Source organism: Collinsella bouchesdurhonensis (assembly GCF_900155365.1).
Classification (GTDB): Bacteria; Actinomycetota; Coriobacteriia; order Coriobacteriales; family Coriobacteriaceae; genus Collinsella; species Collinsella bouchesdurhonensis.
In genome coordinates, this window is record NZ_LT699743.1 from 451,542 (window position 1) to 467,261 (window position 15,720).

At 62.1% G+C, this 15,720-nt stretch carries 25 protein-coding genes; 16 read left to right on the plus strand and 9 right to left on the minus strand.

Annotated features, from left to right (window positions below; genetic code table 11):
- Together BQ9843_RS08265 and BQ9843_RS08270 are read right to left on the minus strand one after the other, a co-directional pair.
- A partial coding sequence (locus BQ9843_RS08265; protein ID WP_075844638.1) for a DUF2207 domain-containing protein occupies positions 1–1,856 on the minus strand: 1,856 nt, incomplete at its 3' end.
- Positions 1,857–1,967: 111 nt separating this feature from the next.
- The gene (locus BQ9843_RS08270) at positions 1,968–3,119 is read right to left on the minus strand and encodes a cation diffusion facilitator family transporter (protein WP_230205645.1); all 1,152 of its coding nucleotides are present in this window, start codon (positions 3,117–3,119) and stop codon (positions 1,968–1,970) included.
- Between the two features lie 204 nt (positions 3,120–3,323).
- Here BQ9843_RS08270 and gluQRS point away from each other — a divergent pair, with 204 nt between their 5' ends.
- A complete protein-coding gene (gene gluQRS / locus BQ9843_RS08275) occupies positions 3,324–4,304 on the plus strand; it encodes a tRNA glutamyl-Q(34) synthetase GluQRS (protein ID WP_075844640.1) in 981 nt (326 codons plus the stop codon).
- 206 nt (positions 4,305–4,510) lie between these two features.
- Here gluQRS and BQ9843_RS08280 read toward each other — a convergent pair whose 3' ends face one another.
- The 7 genes from BQ9843_RS08280 to BQ9843_RS08310 form a co-directional block, all read right to left on the minus strand.
- Positions 4,511–4,960 (minus strand): type II toxin-antitoxin system HicB family antitoxin, encoded by a 450-nt coding sequence (locus BQ9843_RS08280; RefSeq protein ID WP_075844641.1) that lies wholly within the window; start codon positions 4,958–4,960, stop codon positions 4,511–4,513.
- A gap of 29 nt (positions 4,961–4,989) precedes the next feature.
- Positions 4,990–5,178, minus strand: coding sequence for a type II toxin-antitoxin system HicA family toxin (locus BQ9843_RS08285; protein WP_075844642.1), 189 nt, complete (start codon positions 5,176–5,178; stop codon positions 4,990–4,992).
- A 54-nt stretch (positions 5,179–5,232) separates the two neighbouring features.
- A complete protein-coding gene (locus BQ9843_RS08290) occupies positions 5,233–6,345 on the minus strand; it encodes a tyrosine-type recombinase/integrase (RefSeq protein ID WP_075844643.1) in 1,113 nt (370 codons plus the stop codon).
- An 89-nt stretch (positions 6,346–6,434) separates the two neighbouring features.
- Positions 6,435–6,569, minus strand: a complete 135-nt coding sequence (locus BQ9843_RS08940) for a hypothetical protein (RefSeq protein ID WP_268258805.1) — start codon at positions 6,567–6,569, stop codon at positions 6,435–6,437.
- A 573-nt stretch (positions 6,570–7,142) separates the two neighbouring features.
- Positions 7,143–7,919 carry a DUF1829 domain-containing protein gene (locus tag BQ9843_RS08300; protein WP_075844645.1) on the minus strand — a complete coding sequence of 259 codons (777 nt, stop codon included), beginning with the start codon at positions 7,917–7,919 and terminating at the stop codon, positions 7,143–7,145.
- A 1-nt stretch (position 7,920) separates the two neighbouring features.
- Entirely contained in the window at positions 7,921–8,430 is a 510-nt protein-coding gene (locus tag BQ9843_RS08305) for a DUF6978 family protein (RefSeq protein WP_075844646.1), read from the minus strand.
- Between the two features lie 4 nt (positions 8,431–8,434).
- Complete coding sequence (locus BQ9843_RS08310; RefSeq protein WP_075844647.1) at positions 8,435–9,073, minus strand: LexA family protein; 639 nt, start codon at positions 9,071–9,073, stop codon at positions 8,435–8,437.
- Between the two features lie 96 nt (positions 9,074–9,169).
- Between BQ9843_RS08310 and BQ9843_RS08315 the strand changes: the two genes are divergently transcribed.
- The 15 genes from BQ9843_RS08315 to BQ9843_RS08390 all read left to right on the plus strand — a co-directional run bounded on the left by BQ9843_RS08315 (position 9,170) and on the right by BQ9843_RS08390 (position 15,718).
- Complete coding sequence (locus BQ9843_RS08315; protein WP_075844648.1) at positions 9,170–9,373, plus strand: helix-turn-helix transcriptional regulator; 204 nt, start codon at positions 9,170–9,172, stop codon at positions 9,371–9,373.
- 22 nt (positions 9,374–9,395) lie between these two features.
- Complete coding sequence (locus tag BQ9843_RS08320; protein WP_075844649.1) at positions 9,396–9,599, plus strand: hypothetical protein; 204 nt, start codon at positions 9,396–9,398, stop codon at positions 9,597–9,599.
- 12 nt (positions 9,600–9,611) lie between these two features.
- Positions 9,612–9,851, plus strand: a complete 240-nt coding sequence (locus tag BQ9843_RS08325) for a helix-turn-helix domain-containing protein (RefSeq protein WP_075844650.1) — start codon at positions 9,612–9,614, stop codon at positions 9,849–9,851.
- 227 nt (positions 9,852–10,078) lie between these two features.
- Positions 10,079–10,222, plus strand: coding sequence for a hypothetical protein (locus BQ9843_RS08735; RefSeq protein ID WP_154665544.1), 144 nt, complete (start codon positions 10,079–10,081; stop codon positions 10,220–10,222).
- A 34-nt stretch (positions 10,223–10,256) separates the two neighbouring features.
- Positions 10,257–10,532 carry a hypothetical protein gene (locus tag BQ9843_RS08335; protein ID WP_075844652.1) on the plus strand — a complete coding sequence of 92 codons (276 nt, stop codon included), beginning with the start codon at positions 10,257–10,259 and terminating at the stop codon, positions 10,530–10,532.
- Positions 10,533–10,537: 5 nt separating this feature from the next.
- Positions 10,538–10,864 (plus strand): hypothetical protein, encoded by a 327-nt coding sequence (locus BQ9843_RS08340; RefSeq protein WP_230205646.1) that lies wholly within the window; start codon positions 10,538–10,540, stop codon positions 10,862–10,864.
- Positions 10,865–10,866: 2 nt separating this feature from the next.
- Positions 10,867–11,229 carry a RusA family crossover junction endodeoxyribonuclease gene (locus BQ9843_RS08345; protein WP_083648028.1) on the plus strand — a complete coding sequence of 121 codons (363 nt, stop codon included), beginning with the start codon at positions 10,867–10,869 and terminating at the stop codon, positions 11,227–11,229.
- Positions 11,216–11,740 (plus strand): hypothetical protein, encoded by a 525-nt coding sequence (locus tag BQ9843_RS08350; RefSeq protein ID WP_143327653.1) that lies wholly within the window; start codon positions 11,216–11,218, stop codon positions 11,738–11,740. Before BQ9843_RS08345 ends, BQ9843_RS08350 begins: the two co-directional genes overlap by 14 nt.
- Positions 11,741–12,430: an ERF family protein gene (locus BQ9843_RS08355; protein WP_075844656.1), complete on the plus strand. Its 690-nt coding sequence runs from the start codon at positions 11,741–11,743 to the stop codon at positions 12,428–12,430.
- Entirely contained in the window at positions 12,427–12,798 is a 372-nt protein-coding gene (locus tag BQ9843_RS08360) for a single-stranded DNA-binding protein (RefSeq protein WP_075844657.1), read from the plus strand. The genes BQ9843_RS08355 and BQ9843_RS08360 overlap by 4 nt, the downstream gene beginning before the upstream one ends.
- A gap of 8 nt (positions 12,799–12,806) precedes the next feature.
- Complete coding sequence (locus BQ9843_RS08365; RefSeq protein WP_075844658.1) at positions 12,807–13,385, plus strand: DUF6291 domain-containing protein; 579 nt, start codon at positions 12,807–12,809, stop codon at positions 13,383–13,385.
- Between the two features lie 378 nt (positions 13,386–13,763).
- Entirely contained in the window at positions 13,764–14,135 is a 372-nt protein-coding gene (locus BQ9843_RS08375; RefSeq protein ID WP_075844657.1) for a single-stranded DNA-binding protein, read from the plus strand.
- Between the two features lie 8 nt (positions 14,136–14,143).
- Positions 14,144–14,722, plus strand: coding sequence for a DUF6291 domain-containing protein (locus BQ9843_RS08380; RefSeq protein WP_075844658.1), 579 nt, complete (start codon positions 14,144–14,146; stop codon positions 14,720–14,722).
- Entirely contained in the window at positions 14,697–15,266 is a 570-nt protein-coding gene (locus BQ9843_RS08385) for an ATP-binding protein (protein WP_075844660.1), read from the plus strand. The genes BQ9843_RS08380 and BQ9843_RS08385 overlap by 26 nt, the downstream gene beginning before the upstream one ends.
- Positions 15,263–15,718 carry a hypothetical protein gene (locus tag BQ9843_RS08390; protein ID WP_075844661.1) on the plus strand — a complete coding sequence of 152 codons (456 nt, stop codon included), beginning with the start codon at positions 15,263–15,265 and terminating at the stop codon, positions 15,716–15,718. Before BQ9843_RS08385 ends, BQ9843_RS08390 begins: the two co-directional genes overlap by 4 nt.
- The last annotated feature ends 2 nt before the right edge of the window (positions 15,719–15,720 follow it).

Sequence of the window (15,720 nt, forward strand, 5' to 3'; positions counted from 1 at the left end):
CCGCCGCCGGAAAAGCCACCACCGCCGCCACCGCCGGAGCTGGACTCCGAAGCTGCCACCGCGGACACGGAATTGTGGTAGACCCTGCCAATCGAATCGGTGGGAGCGTCGAGTGCAGGATCGCTATAGCACCACCAGTACACGGGGTAGTAATCGTAGAAGCCCTCGGCGTTACGAACCGCAGGCGGCACGGCGTCGGCAAGCTCGCGCAGCGTCCTTTTGGAAACACCCAGGGCCACGCCCATCACCATGAGCTTGTTCCACAAGATAAGGTCACCCGGCACGGCCTCGCCCAGGCGGGTGAAGTCCTCGAGCCACCTCTTAAGCGCGCGGCATTTGTTCTCCAAGTCGGTGCCCTCTTGCGTTAGGCGACGGAAGGTCAAGCCCAACAGAATGGTAATCACCGAGCAGACAACGGAGACGCCAAACGCAATGATGTTAGGCACGGGAGCATCCAAGAAGAACATCTGGAGAAGCCCTCCTCCGATGACAAACGTGCCACCAATAATCGTGAGCACCACAGCCGCCGTGCCGTCGGAAGCAACGAGATTCCTGGATTCCATAGCGCCCGTGACGCTGTGCGTGTAGTTATCAAGCCGCCTGGAATACGTACTCGTATGCTTTCTGGCATATTGCTTGAACGACTGGAATGTGCGCGAAAGAGTAGTTCCCTGGCGCTCGACGCCCAAGAAATACAGTTCGAGCACAGCGCGATCGATTCCGTTCTTTGCCCTCGTAAAGCCACCGTTATCCATCGAGATGCAGTAGTCGCTTGCAGCTTTTTGACCAGGTGTGGCAACACTTTGCAGCTTGATCAAACGATCGTCCGTAAGCTTCATAAGCGTAGCAACAAAAGCCCGGTCGGGCACCGTGCCTTTGTTCATAAACGTCGCGAGCACGGCAGGGTGGTCGTCGCTTGGAACATCACGGAAGTACGTCTCGTTAAACGTGGGGACAGGACGCTTGAGGCGCAGTTTCTGTATCACCGTCACCGCCAGCAGCGCCACGGAAACAGCGACCGTCAACACCGCCAAGCCATAGGAAAGAAGCCGTGCGCGTTCGCGACGAGCATTTGCCTCCTCGGCCCATTTTTCTTCATCATCCAAAATGTCAGGAAGGCGCTCTTCGTCCGATCGAGAGCTCAGCGGCATGCTGGGCACCCAAGACGCGGGGAACGCGATGCGCGCCTCGGCGAATTCGCCGCTCCTCACGCAGGGGACATCGTAATCAACCTCGCCGTCCTCGTCGTCGGGCGTGACCGTCGCCGTTAGCGGACCATGGCCCCAGGCACGCAGCGTATCGCCTACAGTAGCGGGGTTTTGCTGCACCAGCGAGGCGTCAAACGAAACGTTAAGCGTCACGTCGTTCGAGTCTTCCCCCCATCCGTCTCCCACGAACTTCCAGTAGAGCTCGGCGGTATCCTGCCAAAGCATGACCGCGCCGCTCATCGTGTAGGAGATCTCGACATCTGCACTCGAGCCATCGGACGAAGGCATAAAGATCTTTAAAGTCACAGACGAGCCGCTGGTATCTACGGTATAGACGCCGTAATCCCCCGAGGAGGCATAATCCGCCTCTTGGAATTCATCTCCATCGACAGAAACGCCGTTGATGCTCAGGGTCACGTTCTCGCCCTGCTGATTTTGTCCGAGCGGGATCTCCCAGTACACACCGTTAACATCGTCGGTGAACTCGAAGGTTCGTTCTTCGCTCACCTGCAGGGAGCCATCGGGCGCCACGTGCGCCCGCATATCCACCTGCGATGTCTGGTAGGCGCTCGCATAAGCTGCAGCAGGAATCAAAGACGCCACCAGCACCAAGGCCAAGGCGGTAATTGCGCGAAAACGGGTACGCATGGTACATCCTTACGTCGGCGGTATCCGTGGCCCTATTGTAGTCGTGCAGGGACGTTTCGCACGCGCGCGCGTCCACATTCGATGTTGGTGCTCCCCAACAAGGCAGGCATATCAGCCCTTCGCATCATCCGTCAAGACGCTCCCATCGCTCACCGGCGAAACGTAACCAGCGTCAAACGTCACCACGCAGGGGACACCGGGGCATTTTTCGCCCACAAGCGCACTCACCCGAGAAAGAAGCTCATCGTCATCCATATCAAAATCGACAGGACGTACCAGGTCGAACGCCACAAAACCTCGCTTCTGGCGCACATCGTGGACCGAAAGCCGCGGGTCGATATCCCTCACGCGCTCGTTAAGCCACGAGCGCAAGTCAAAGCCATCGGGAGCATCAGTCACAACAGGATCGCAGTGCAACGTTATCTCGACCCCCAACTCTCGCTGGATGTCGTGCTCGATGGTGTCGAGTACCTCATGGTTGGCAAAGGCGTCGCGCTCGCCCGGCATCTCGACATGCGCGCTTGCGAACTGACGGCCCGGGCCGTAATCGTGCACCATAAGGTCATGCGTGCCCAGGACCCCGGGATACGACATGATCTTGGTGTGGATGCGCTCAACAAGCCCCTCGTCTGGAGCCTGGCCCAGAAGAGGGCTCGCCGCGTCGCGCACCAAGTCGACGCCACCGGCACACACAAAAAGGCCCACGCCCAAGCCTGCCCAGCCATCAAGGTCGACACCCGTGGCACGGGAGATGAGCACAGCCGCCAAGACCGCACCAGAGGCGATCACGTCATTTCGGGAGTCGACGGCAGTAGCGAGAAGCGTCCCCGAATCGATGCGATACCCCAAGCGCCTATTGAATAGGGCCATCCACGTTTTGACCACCATAGAAAGAATGAGCACCGCCATCGAAGCCGTGCCGTATTCGGTAAACGACGGATGGAGCAGCTTATTCACCGATTCGGTAATCAAGTTAAGACCCACGGAGCACACGATCACAGCCACGCTGAGGCCCGCTAGGTACTCAAAGCGTCCATGCCCATACGGATGGCCCGCGTCGGCAGGACGTGCCGCCAGGCGAAAGCCCAGCAAGCTCACAATATTGCTCGAAGCGTCGGATACGTTGTTGACGGCGTCGGCAACAAGCGACACGGAACCCGTAAGCAGTCCAACGATGCCCTTGCTCACGCACAACGCGATATTGCAGCAAATGCAGATGATGCCTGCGGCCAGTCCGGCACGGGTACGCACCGAAGCGTCCAAAGGCCCACCTTCCGGCTGCGCCACCAAACGACGTATCAGCCAGTTTATCATCGCGCACGCACCTCCATGTAACATTGAGAGCACAGTATACCCGCACGCGCTGCCGCGTTTTCGTCCAGATTGCAACGAAATCCAAACTCAGCATCGAGACATCAAATGACGTCGAGCAAGCGCAGACGCACTCCAACCTCTATACTGAGCGACATGGAATTCAACGAAGAACATATCGACAGCGCAAACGGCCCACGCGACGCCTGCGTCGTGGGACGCTTTGCGCCGTCGCCTTCCGGACGTATGCATCTGGGCAATATCTTCTCTGCCCTTATGGCATGGCTTTCCGTGCGAAGCCAGGGCGGGCGCATGGTCCTGCGCATCGAGGACCTCGATACGCGCTGCCGCAATCCCCTGTGGTCCGATCTTTTTATCGAAGACCTTCGCTGGCTTGGCCTGAACTGGGACGAAGGCCCCTTCTATCAACGAGACCGTACGAACCTTTACGAAGTCGCCCTCAAGAAGCTCGTCGCGTCCGGCCTCACGTATCCCTGCTTTTGCACGAGGGCCGAGCTACACGCGGCAAGCGCTCCACATGCGAGCGATGGTACCCCCATCTACGCGGGCACGTGCCGCCACCTCTCGCCTACAGAGGTGGCGCAGCGCACAGCCGTACGGCCGCCGGCAACGCGCCTGCGTGTGCCGGAAGCCAACAGCCCTTTCGATACTATTGAATTTGTAGACGGTGTTTACGGCGAACAGCGCGAGTCGCTCTCCTCAGAATGCGGTGACTTTTTGATTCGGCGCAGCGATGGAATCTTCGCCTATCAGCTTGCGGTCGTAGTTGACGACGCCGCCATGGGCATCACAGAAGTTGTGCGCGGAAACGACCTACTCTCATCCACGCCGCGCCAGATGTATTTGCAGAATCTGCTGGGATATCCTCACCCGCATTATGCCCACGTGCCGCTGCTCGTTGCCGCCGATGGACGTCGCCTTTCCAAGCGCGATCACGACTGCGGTATGGACGAGCTTCGCGAACGATTTGGCTCGCCCGAAGCACTTTTGGGATACATCGCGCATCTCGCTGGCATCGCCCCAGATGTCAAACCGCGCAGCGCAGCAGAACTGGTCGAGCTGTTCTCCTGGGACGCTATCCGAGCACATCGCGACGATATCGTCATCGCGCCCTAGCAAGCGAGCGCGTTGCCTCAGCTCCGCACTCTCTCGGGTTCGAATCCCCGGGCTCCTTCAAAACGGAAAAAGGACGCCCGGGTGGACGTCCTTTCCAAGTCAAACTGGCGGAGAGCTGGGGATTCGAACCCCAGCATGACAAGCCGTCTACCTGCGGTTACGTCTAAAACGATTGCCATCGATTGCCAAACACGGCCGATTGCGTGCTATGCGACGTCCGTCTTGGGCCTCCCTGCGCCGGGGTTGGATGCCAGCCTTTTCTCGATGGACTTCACGGAGACGTACGTCCTGCGGCCCCTGCGGAACCCGTCCAGGATGCCCGAGTCGAGCATGTGCGTCACGCGCCCGGCGCTCACCCCGAGCATGCGGGACGCCTTGGCGGCCGAGACCGTTTCGCCGTCCACGATGTAGCTCTCCTCCGCCTCGAAGAACACCATGAGGGTCTGGCCGCCCGCGTCGCGCACGGTCGGTGCGGGAACCTCGTCGCCGTGCTTCAGGAGCGACGCGACATAGGTCCGCGCCGCGTCAGCCGCCATGAGCGCGGCCTCCTCGTAGGTGTCCCCGTAGGTGAAGCACCCGGGCAGGTCCGGGACCTCGACGCTGTACCCGCCATCTTCCTCGGGCGTCAGCAGCACCTGGTAGATGTACTTTCCCATATCTGTTCGATGCCCCTTTCGGGGCGGGCCTACTTCCAGCCCGCGCCCTTGGCTATGTTCCTGTACGTCCCGATGGGTATCTCGCGCTTTGCAGTGGGTACCGTCACCATCTTGCCGTCTTTCCTGGCGACCACGTGGCTCCCCTTTCCGCTCTCGAGCTCCCATCCCTCCTTTTTCAGGCGCTTGAGCACGTGCCTGACTTCCTGTTCCGTGGGCATCGTTCCTCCCTTCGCCTATAAATTATAAACACTTGCCAATAAAATGCAACATAATTATAAAGACTTGTCGGTTTTATCGCGCGCACCGTCCATGGCATCGACCGCCGCCTTGAGGTCGCCGAGCTTCTGGCGCACGTAGTAACGCATCGTGGTCTTGACGTCCGCGTGCCCCATGATGCGCGACAGCTTCGAGACCTCCATGCCCTCGTTGACGCAGGCCGTCGCGAAGCTGTGGCGCAGGCTCGCCATGGTCACGCGCGGCAGCGGCTCCCCGTCGGGGTAGCTCCCCGCCGTGAAGCGGCGCATGCGCTCCCCCGCCGTGACGGGGCTCAGCAGCCCGCCGCCCGTCCCGGAGACGATCGGCCCCTCGCCTGGCCCCCACGCCGCCATGCGCTCCGCCGCGTAGGCGCGCAGCGGGATGGTGCGCCGGGCGTTGCGGTTCTTCGGGTCGGTCTCGTGGGCGCCGCCGATGCCCTGGGTGTAGGTCCCGCGCACCGTGAGCTCGCGCCGCGCGAGGTCGACGTCCTCCCAGCGCAGGGCGAGCACCTCGCCCTTGCGCAGCCCCTCGCACAGCCCGATCACGCAGATGCGCTCGACGCACGAGCCCGGCTGCGTCTCGCGCAGGAGGCCCAGCAGGCGCATATGCTCGGCGAAGGTGGTGAGCCACACGCCGCCGCGCTCGGGGTCGGCCGCGCCGTCGCCGGGATAGGTGTAGCGGAACGACGCGGGGTTCACGGGAATCATGCCCATCTCGACGGCGCACCCCAGCACCGAGGACAGCGTCTCGCGGGCGTTGGTCGCCGTCTTTCGCGTGGGGCACCCCGATATCATGCGCTGTATGTTCAGCTTGTTTATCTGCTCGAGCTCCATGTTGCCCAGCGCGGGCAGGATGCGCCTCCTGAGGTCGCGCTCGTAGCCCTGCCTCGTGTTCGCGCGCAGCCCCGCCTTCTGCGGCCAGTACACCTCGTCGACGAACTCCGCCAGCGTGATGCGCGCCGTGACGCGCCCGCGCAGGCGCTCCTTCTCCATGAGCAGGCGGGTCTCCGCCTTGCGGGCCTGCCCCTTGGTCGGGTACGTCTCCACGCGCCTGTCGCGCGAGCCGTCCCACTTGACGCCGACCGTGACGTCGGCCGCCCACTTGCCGCTCTTCAGCTTCCGGACCGCCATGATGTACAATCACCTTGCCTTCCGTGTATTCGGTTGGTTTGACTCATGGCCTCGCGCAAGGTTGCCGCCCGTATGCGCGGGGCCTATTTTCACTTGCCTAGAGTTTTGTTGTCCTTGGTCTCGGAGAAATAGGTTCCGCCGCCCTTCTCCTCAAGCCAGTCCATCGCGAAGCTCATGGCGTGATTTCTTAAATCTGGCTCGTCCAATAGGATGTATGCGTTCATCAAATTCCTTCCTAGGAGGTATCGGAATGCTGATAGATGCGAGAACCGGTGAAAAGCTCGAAGTCGGTGACGTCGTGTCCTCCCTAGATCGGGGCGACCGTTTGGAGATTACGGCCATCGAGCCGAACGAGTTGCTCGATTGCCTGAATGTCCGTCTCCGCCCGATTTCGAAGGAGTTCACCGTTTTTGCCCGACCCTGCGAAGATTTGGGAGGCTGCACCATGCCCCGATATTGGAGGGCCTAGCAAATTTACCTGTACCACCACCATTCACGGTAAGTCCCGAGAGCCTTTGTTGCCGTTTGTCAATCTCCATAATCTGTTCGATAGGCTCCGGCCCCGGATTTGGTATATTGATATCAGCCCTTTGCTTAAAGCTCAGGACGTGGCCTGCCTCGGAGCCCGATATCTGGGGCTAATGTCCTTGACAAAAGGTTCCTCTCTTTCGATACGAACCCCTGGGTTCTTCCTTCGGGATAGCTTGAGAGGTCTGGAGCGGTCCGCCCATGGCGGGCCGTTTCCTTTTATTTGAAAGAAACGCGCCCCTGCCTCGGAGCCGAAATCCGGGGCTTTTTCATGCCGCGAGGTCAGCGATGAAATCCGCTTCGTTCTGCCCCCAGATAACGGGCTTGAGACCGTAGTTCTGACACGCCTCCACGGACTCCCGGGGCACCATGCCATCCCTCGTGTTGTGGGAGTTGAGGAAAACATAGCCCTCGCAGTCGGTCCGAGATGCCTTGACATCCTCCCACCCAAACAGTGCGTTTTGGATGCCGCTGCGGCAGGGGTTGTTCACCGCCTTGATAAGTCTCATCGGATGGCGCTTGTTCTGCCCGATGGCGTAGTCGAATTTATACGGCATGCCCGATCTGCCATTGAAGGACGGGCCGGGCACGCACGAGATGTCGTTATCCATCATCCATGAGCCGATATCCTCGGCGAACAGATTCCGCACGCCCCCGCGCGACAACAGGTACATATCATCAACTGACGCCATCGCCTGGAGCAGCATGTTGAGTCGGACCGCAGCTTCATTTTGGGACGCGCACACGAAGAGCTCACCATTGGACCGATCGATGCCGAACCCCGCAAGGATGCTTTCAAGCTTTTCCGTTCGCTGGCCGGTCAAAGAGAAGCCAGACAGCTCGAGGTCCCCGATAGTCTCGCCCAGATCCGTGAACACGAGGCCGCCGGAGTCGGATTCGCCGACGTAGACGTTCATGCAGTCATTGTTTCTGTTGAGCATGGGGGTGGCAATGCACACCCCTTCCCCCTGCTGGGTCGGAATCATGTTCGCCCTGATGAAGTCCGCGTAGCTATCGATAATCGCGCCGGCATCTTCTACCCTCATGTCACACCCCCAGCGATTGCTCTACTTCCAGTCTCTCATTGATATGGCAGACGTCGAGGAACCCCCAGAACAGCTGCGGGACGTCCATCCGCTCTGCGCCGACTATAACCGTTTGCCCGGACAGGGGAACGGCCCACCTGGCACCAGAGCCGTCAAGGTCGAGGTGCATGTGCGAGCCGATGATCCGACGGCCGTCCGGATTTCTATGAACCATCGTATCAGGCTCATCGGTGCGGTCGATTCTCAAAATGGGCGTCTCCGCCAATCGGTTCTGCATCGTCGTCTTGCGCGGCGGAGTCAGACCGATGACGATCGAAGACGCCCTCTTGCCCTCGAGGATATCGAGGTAGAACTTCAGCGACTTATCCTCTTTCGCATAGAGATCCAAGCATAGCTTACTTCCAGGAGCGGGCCATCGATGGCTGTAACCGCCTGACACGATATCCTTCTCCATCTCCAGAAGGCCCCTTGTCTCGCGAAACACGTCATCAAGCCCGACAATTCCGTCCATATCCCTACTCCATCTCCCTCGGCGCCTGCCACCAGACGACCGTGCCGACCACGCGCACGGGGCCGTCCTCCGGCCCGAAGACCATGTCCTCCTGCTCGGCGTGGCTGTCGGCCGTGAGCATCAGCGTGCTGCTCCCCCGGTACCAGCGGCGCATGACCGCGCTGTACGACTCGGTCTCGACCACCGCGATTGAGCCGTTGCCCGGCTCGCGGTCCGGGTCGACCAGCACGTGGCTGCCCTCCGGTATGACGCGGTCCATGCAGTCCCCCTCGACCTCCAGCGCGAAGGCGCGCGGGTGGTTCTCGCACACCGAGGCGGGGACCTCGACGCGGTGCGCGACCTCCTCCTCGTCCGTCATGGCCCCGGCGTGGACGCGGCCGAGGGTGAGCAGCGGGACGGTCGCGGAGGACGGGACCACGGGCATGGCGCCGTCGGGGAACAAAGGATTGGGATCATCAATCAGCTCTGATTTGCTAACGTTAAAGAACGCGGACAGTTTCTCAATCATCCCCATACGCGGTGATGACCACCCCGTTTCCCATTGGGTGACGGCCGCTCTAGAAACATCGAGCTGCTTTGCAAGCTCCTCCTGGGTGAGCCCGTGCATTTTACGAAGGCGTTTGATGTTTTTACCAATTTCCATTGCCGCCCCTTTGCTTATCTTTTCTAACATTTTAGGAAAATAAACTTGACAGTACAATGTAAATATCGCTAACATGCTTTTGTGAAAGGAGGCAGCATGCAATCACTTAAAGAAGTGCGCGAGTCTCGAGGTGTGAAACAGCTTGCCGTAGCTGCTTATCTCGGTGTTTCTCGACAAACATATGCCAGCTACGAAAACAATCCGGAATCTATGAGCGTCGAACAGGCAAAGGCTGTTTGTGACTTTCTGCACGTCTCAGTTGCGGATATTTTTTTCACCTCGAATGTTAGTGAAACTTAGCATTTAGAAAGGAGGCCCAAAGATGCCCATCAACGTTGACCAGGCGGTGACCGCGTCGGTCATGGCGAAGAGGGTGGTGCGCGGGAACGCCACGGATGGCGAGATGGACTTCGTCCGGTGGTACGCATCGCTCGACATCCCGCAGTTTAACGAGGCTGAGGTCGACGGCGCGCTGAGGTCTCTCGAATCCGAGGTGGCCGGTTGCACGCCGATAAGTCTCATGTGAAAGGAGGAGCCCATGTCGGAGGAGAAGACGTCTCCGGGCATCCCTCCCGGCAGCTGGCCCGTGCCCCTGGGCCTGCCGCTCTACGTGAGCGTGGAGCAGGCCGCCAAGCTCGCGGGGATCGGGCGCGACATCATGTACGAGTACGTGAGGAGCCGCGCCGACCCCATCCCGCAGATGCGGGTCGGGAGGTCGAAGACGCTCATAAGGACGTCCGCGATACCGGAATACATGAGGAGAAGGGAGACGGCTTGAGGCCATGGTCGACACGCGAGCTCAGGTACCTCGAGGAGCACGCGGGCGAAGGCGCCGGGGCGGTGGCCGAGGCGCTGGGGCGCTCGACGGACTCGGTCGAGTGGCAGGCAAGGCAATGCGGGCTCTCGCTCCGCAAGCGCCGTCAATGCCCCAACTGCGGCCGGTGGACGTTCAGGCCCCTCAACCGCATCAGCGGCTGGTGCATCGAGTGCACGAAGGAGCACCACATGGCAGACCTCGCCGAACAGGTCGTCGCGATGAGGGAGGAGGCGGCCAGGGAGAAGCGGAACGACCGCGAGAGACAGCGCCACTACAGCGCGAAGAGCCGGGCCAAGAAAAAGAAAAATAGCCACGGAAAAAGCCACGGTTAACCTGACCTGCGAAAACACCGAAAGGAGAACGGATATGCAAGACAAAAAGAAAGCGAGCGCCCCCTGCTACCGAACATCGGGCACCCGCTACGCAACAGCCTCGAAAGAGGCTGCGACCATCATACCATTCGAGGGCGGGCGCCGGGCGGCGCAGCCCGAGCGCTCCCAGTTCAAGGCGGGCGTCATGGTCGGCTTCCTCATGGCCTCCATGGTCTTCCTCGCCGTGCTCTGGCTGTTTGTCATCCCTACGATGGACCAGGCGGTGCAGCAGGCGCAGCAGGCCGCGTCATGCGGGGTCGTGTCCGCATGAGGCAGATGAAGAACCCCAGCAACCAGATGGCGCTCCCCGGCCTAGACCCCAAGGGCGAGCAGCGCATGAAGGACGCCCGCCAATGGGTGGCCATGCACCCGGACGAGTGGAGGGCGTACAAGGACATGGCGCGTCAGGAGTGCAGCCGCGCCCATGACCGCAAGGCAAGCCCGAACCGCTGCATCTACGGCGTGCGAATCCGTTTCAGCATCGAACTGCCAAACCACCTCGCGCCGTACCTCGCACGCATCGCCATGGAGGAAGACCCGGGCATTCGCATGAGGGTCGCCCGCAGCGACGCAGACGGATATACGACTGCGAGGCTGAAATGAGCGTGCAGGAGTTCGTCATTCCAGGCAGGCTCCCCGGCCTGAACGACTACACCGCGGCGTGCCGTGGGCGGGCCATAGCGGGCGGCAAGATGAAGCACAAGGCGCAGGACTCCGTGAGGAGCGCCATCCGCGAGGCGGGCTTAAAACCAATGAAAGCCCCGGTAGACGTGCGCATCACGTGGTACGAGAAGAACCGCCGAAGGGACAAGGACAACATCCGCTTCGGCGTGAAGTTCATCTTGGACGCGCTTGTGGCGGAGCACGTAATCGAAAACGACAACTGGCACTGGGTTCGGGCCATCGTCGACGAGTACCGCGTCGACAAAGAGAACCCGCGTATCCATGTACTGATTGAAGAGAGGTAGAGAGATGACGGAAGAGATTCAGACCGTGGAGCCGTTGCAAGGCCGCGAGCGCCTTTACGTGGCGCAGGCCCTGTTCAAGGTCATGGGAGACTACGTCTCCACCAAGGGCGACGGGCTGCGCAGCGAGTGCGACCAGGAGCTCCTGGCGATGTACGAGAGCGACGGCATCAAGAGCCTGGACGCCAAGGTGGCCGGGAAGAAGGTCGGCACGTACGGCGTGACCGTGGCCAAGGAGAAGACCACCACGGGGCTGCGCACCACCGACCTCGACGCCCTGACCGAGTGGGCGTGCGACCACGACCTCATGCGCGCCGAGCCAGACTACAAGCGCATCGAGGCGTACTTCGCGGAGACGGGCGAGGTGCCCGATGGCTGCGAGGCCTACACCGAGACGGTCCCGGAGCACGCCAAGGGCACCGTCCTGCGCATCGACCCGCAGAAGGTGGCCGAGGCCCTGGGCGCTTCCCTCCCCTCCGCCGTGGCGGGGATGCTGACCGGGGAGGTGGAGTAGATGGCCGAGAGGAAGCCGTTCGGAGACCGCCTCATCGAGGCCATGGGAGAGATGGCGAACCCCACCAAGAGCAACACCGCCACGGTGCCCACCAGGAACGGCGGCCAGTACCGCTACAACTACGAGAGCCTGGACCAGGTGCTTGCAGCGGTGCGCCAGCCGCTCATCGCACACGGCATCGGGCTTACCCAGCATGTGGCGTGGAATGAGATCACGAACACCTACGTCCTGCGCACCATCGTATTCGACTCCACCGAGCGCCAGGTGCTCGACGAGCGACCCATGTACATGAGCGCGGACGCGCAGGCCTGCGGCAGCTTCGAGACGTACATGCGGCGCTACGCCCTCCGCAGCGCCTTCGGGCTGTGCGGCGAGGACGATGACGGGCAGGTCGCCACGAACATGGCCCGCTCCAAGGCCGCGCGGGCTACCGCACCGGGACAGCAGAAAGCGCCCGCCACAGCGCCCCACAGCGGCCCAGACCGCCAGAAGATGCTCGTCAAGTGCGCCAAGCTCGGCGCCGAGTTCATCGAGCTGGGCGGCACGGCCGGGAGCACGGAGAAGTACATGGCCGCGAGCTTCGGCACGGAGGACATGCAGGACCTCACCGACGAGCAGATCATCCAGCTCGGACAGCACCTCAACGAGACCGTAGGCCAGCTCAAGGAGCAGAAGGGAAACCAGCAATGAGCATCAATCGATGCAACATCAGCGGCAACCTCACGCGCGACCCGGAGATGAGGGCGCTGCGCAACGGCACGCAGGTCCTGTCCTTCGGCGTGGCCGTGAACGACCGCCGAAAGAACCCGCAGACCGGCGATTGGGAGGACTACCCCAACTTCATCGACTGCACCATGTTCGGATCGCGCGCCGAGGCCGTGAGCCGCTATCTCGCCAAGGGCACGAAGGTTGCCATCGAGGGCAAGCTCCGTTACAGCTCGTGGGAGAAGGACGGGCAGCGCCGCAGCAAGCTCGAGGTCATCGTGGACGAGATCGAGCTCATGAGCCAGCGCCAGCAGGCCCCAGCCGACGTGTACGACGAAGACTGCCCGTTCTAGGAGGAGCCATGGGATTGAAATTCACGTGGTTCCCGAAGTTCACCGACACGGTCGCCAAGGTGCCCGATGGGCAGCGCGGCGCCCTCCTCTGGGCCTTGGTCCTCTACGGCACCTATGGCGAGGAGGCGGACCTGGGCTGGCCGCTGGACGCGATATTCGAATCATTAAGGGATGACATCGACTGCTCAAAACGGGCCATCGAATCGGGCAAAAGGGGCGGTCGCGGCAACGCAAAGGCCCCTTTACAGAGCGATAAGACACCCTTTGCAGACGGCGAAAGCACCCTTTGCGACGGCGAAAACGGGGGTTCTGGAAAAGCCGAAGCCAATACAAGACAAGACAGTACAAGACAAGACAAGACAAAGAGAGAGCGCTTCGCGCCCCCTTCCGTCGAGGAGGTCCGGGAGTACATCGCGGAGAAGGGCTACCGCTTCGACGCCGAGTCCTTCGTGGCCTTCTACGAATCGAAGGGCTGGAAGGTGGGGCGCGAGCCGATGAAGTCGTGGAAGGCCGCCTGCACGACGTGGGAGAAGCGGCGCGGCAAGGAGGAGGTGAGCGGCGATGCAAGCCCGTACTCAGACCTCTGAGGAGGTCGAGGCCCTGCACAGGATCAGGGCGAGCCGCCTGCGCAAGGCGGGCCTCTTCGGCGCCTACGCCGAGGCTGACAGCCCGGAGGGGTGCGCCTGCTTCCAGCGCTACGCCAAGGGGCGCGGCTCCTACCTCTGGGGCACCTGCGGGACCGGGAAGACCTATGCGGCGGCGTGCGCAGTGCGGATGGTCGCCCTGGACGGCGGGCGGGCCAAGCNCATCGAGCTGGGCGGCACGGCCGGGAGCACGGAGAAGTACATGGCCGCGAGCTTCGGCACGGAGGACATGCAGGACCTCACCGACGAGCAGATCATCCAGCTCGGACAGCACCTCAACGAGACCGTAGGCCAGCTCAAGGAGCAGAAGGGAAACCAGCAATGAGCATCAATCGATGCAACATCAGCGGCAACCTCACGCGCGACCCGGAGATGAGGGCGCTGCGCAACGGCACGCAGGTCCTGTCCTTCGGCGTGGCCGTGAACGACCGCCGAAAGAACCCGCAGACCGGCGATTGGGAGGACTACCCCAACTTCATCGACTGCACCATGTTCGGATCGCGCGCCGAGGCCGTGAGCCGCTATCTCGCCAAGGGCACGAAGGTTGCCATCGAGGGCAAGCTCCGTTACAGCTCGTGGGAGAAGGACGGGCAGCGCCGCAGCAAGCTCGAGGTCATCGTGGACGAGATCGAGCTCATGAGCCAGCGCCAGCAGGCCCCAGCCGACGTGTACGACGAAGACTGCCCGTTCTAGGAGGAGCCATGGGATTGAAATTCACGTGGTTCCCGAAGTTCACCGACACGGTCGCCAAGGTGCCCGATGGGCAGCGCGGCGCCCTCCTCTGGGCCTTGGTCCTCTACGGCACCTATGGCGAGGAGGCGGACCTGGGCTGGCCGCTGGACGCGATATTCGAATCATTAAGGGATGACATCGACTGCTCAAAACGGGCCATCGAATCGGGCAAAAGGGGCGGTCGCGGCAACGCAAAGGCCCCTTTACAGAGCGATAAGACACCCTTTGCAGACGGCGAAAGCACCCTTTGCGACGGCGAAAACGGGGGTTCTGGAAAAGCCGAAGCCAATACAAGACAAGACAGTACAAGACAAGACAAGACAAAGAGAGAGCGCTTCGCGCCCCCTTCCGTCGAGGAGGTCCGGGAGTACATCGCGGAGAAGGGCTACCGCTTCGACGCCGAGTCCTTCGTGGCCTTCTACGAATCGAAGGGCTGGAAGGTGGGGCGCGAGCCGATGAAGTCGTGGAAGGCCGCCTGCACGACGTGGGAGAAGCGGCGCGGCAAGGAGGAGGTGAGCGGCGATGCAAGCCCGTACTCAGACCTCTGAGGAGGTCGAGGCCCTGCACAGGATCAGGGCGAGCCGCCTGCGCAAGGCGGGCCTCTTCGGCGCCTACGCCGAGGCTGACAGCCCGGAGGGGTGCGCCTGCTTCCAGCGCTACGCCAAGGGGCGCGGCTCCTACCTCTGGGGCACCTGCGGGACCGGGAAGACCTATGCGGCGGCGTGCGCAGTGCGGATGGTCGCCCTGGACGGCGGGCGGGCCAAGCTCATGACCGCCAAGGCGCTGCTGGACGGCATCAAGGCCGAGTGGGACGGCGGCGAGAGGGGAACCCTCGAGCGCGCCGAGCGATACGACCTCCTCGCCCTGGACGATCTGGGCATGGAGCGGCCGACCGACTGGGCCAAGGAGACCATCACCCGCCTCATCGACACCCGCACCATGAGGGGCCTGCCGACCATCATCACGAGCAACTACCGCCTGGGACAGCTCCGCGACATCTGGGGCGGCGTCGAGGGGGACCGGCTGGCCTCCCGAATCATGGGCGCCTGCGAGCGCGTGGAGATGTCGGGGCCGGACAGGAGGGCGCGATGATTCTCGATGCTGGAATCCTGCGCGGCTACCCGAAGGAGCGCGCCGAGCTGTACGGCAAGCCCCACCTGGGAGCGCGCTACACCCACGGCAAGGCTTACGAGCCGCTCGCCCCCTACTGCTGCGTCTGCGGCAGGCGCGCCGGAAGCGTGCACCACGTGGCGCGCCGCTCCTGGGGCGAGACGTTCCGCCTGGTGACCCCGCGCGGTACCTGGGACCTGCGAAGCCCGCTGTTCTGCCTGTGCGGCAGCGGCACCACCGGATGCCACGAGAAGTTCCACGGCGGGGCGCGGCTCAAGGCCGAGTGGAAGTGGCGCTCGACGGTCTACGAGGAGGACTGGTGGTCCGGCGAGCTGCTGCAGACCTACGGGCCGCACAGCCCCGGCCTCTACGAATACGGATACTGGCTGGTCACGGACCGTGACGGCCACGAGATGATACGGGAAGGGATGTAACC